Consider the following 1,662-nt stretch of genomic DNA (forward strand, 5'->3'; position numbering starts at 1 on the left):
GCTTACACCCCGGACCTATCAACCTCATCTTCTTTGAGGGATCTTACTTACTTGCGTAATGGGAAATCTCATCTCGAAGGGGGCTTCATGCTTAGATGCTTTCAGCATTTATCCCGTCCATACGTAGCTACCCAGCGATGCCTTTGGCAAGACAACTGGTACACCAGCGGTATGTCCATCCCGGTCCTCTCGTACTAAGGACAGCTCTTCTCAAATTTCCTGCGCCCGCGACGGATAGGGACCGAACTGTCTCACGACGTTCTGAACCCAGCTCGCGTACCGCTTTAATGGGCGAACAGCCCAACCCTTGGGACCGACTACAGCCCCAGGATGCGATGAGCCGACATCGAGGTGCCAAACCTCCCCGTCGATGTGGACTCTTGGGGGAGATAAGCCTGTTATCCCCGGGGTAGCTTTTATCCGTTGAGCGATGGCCCTTCCATGCGGAACCACCGGATCACTAAGCCCGTCTTTCGACCCTGCTCGACTTGTAGGTCTCGCAGTCAAGCTCCCTTATGCCTTTGCACTCTACGAATGATGTCCAACCATTCTGAGGGAACCTTTGGGCGCCTCCGTTACTCTTTAGGAGGCGACCGCCCCAGTCAAACTGCCCACCTGACACTGTCTCCTGCCCCGATAAGGGGCATGGGTTAGAAGTCCAATACAACCAGGGTAGTATCCCACCAACGCCTCCTCCGAAGCTAGCGCTCCGGAATCTAAGGCTCCTACCTATCCTGTACAGGTTGCATCGGAATTCAATATCAAGCTACAGTAAAGCTCCACGGGGTCTTTCCGTCCTGTCGCGGGTAACCTGCATCTTCACAGGTACTATAATTTCACCGAGTCTCTCGTTGAGACAGTGCCCAGATCGTTACGCCTTTCGTGCGGGTCGGAACTTACCCGACAAGGAATTTCGCTACCTTAGGACCGTTATAGTTACGGCCGCCGTTTACTGGGGCTTCAATTCGAAGCTTCGCTTGCGCTAACCTCTCCTCTTAACCTTCCAGCACCGGGCAGGCGTCAGCCCCTATACTTCACCTTGCGGTTTTGCAGAGACCTGTGTTTTTGCTAAACAGTCGCCTGGGCCTATTCACTGCGGCTCTCTCGGGCTTTAACACCCTACCAGAGCACCCCTTCTCCCGAAGTTACGGGGTCATTTTGCCGAGTTCCTTAACGAGAGTTCTCTCGATCACCTTAGGATTCTCTCCTCGCCTACCTGTGTCGGTTTGCGGTACAGGCACCTCCCGCCTCGCTAGAGGCTTTTCTTGGCAGCGTGAAATCAGGGACTCCAGGGAATACTCCCCTTGCCATCACAGCTCAATGTTATAGAAATGGGATTTGCCTCATTTCACACCTCACTGCTTAGACGCACATAACCAACAGTGCGCTCACCCTATCCTACTGCGTCACCCCATTGCTCAAACGGCGGGGAGGTGGTACAGGAATATCAACCTGTTGTCCATCGTCTACGCCTTTCGGCCTCAACTTAGGTCCTGACTAACCCTGAGCGGACGAGCCTTCCTCAGGAAACCTTGGGCATTCGGTGGAAGGGATTCTCACCCTTCTTTCGCTACTCATACCGGCATTCTCACTTCCAAGCGCTCCACTAGTCCTTACGATCTAGCTTCGACGCCCTTGGAACGCTCTCCTACCACTGACACA

Annotated in this window: 1 rRNA gene; it reads right to left on the reverse strand. The window is 53.9% G+C overall.

From position 1 onward, the window contains the following. A 23S ribosomal RNA gene (locus tag ACFSFY_RS05820) occupies window positions 1-1,662 on the reverse strand; the annotation flags it as partial.

The organism is Sporosarcina siberiensis, from assembly GCF_042681925.1.
GTDB classification, from domain to species: Bacteria; Bacillota; Bacilli; order Bacillales_A; family Planococcaceae; genus Sporosarcina; species Sporosarcina siberiensis.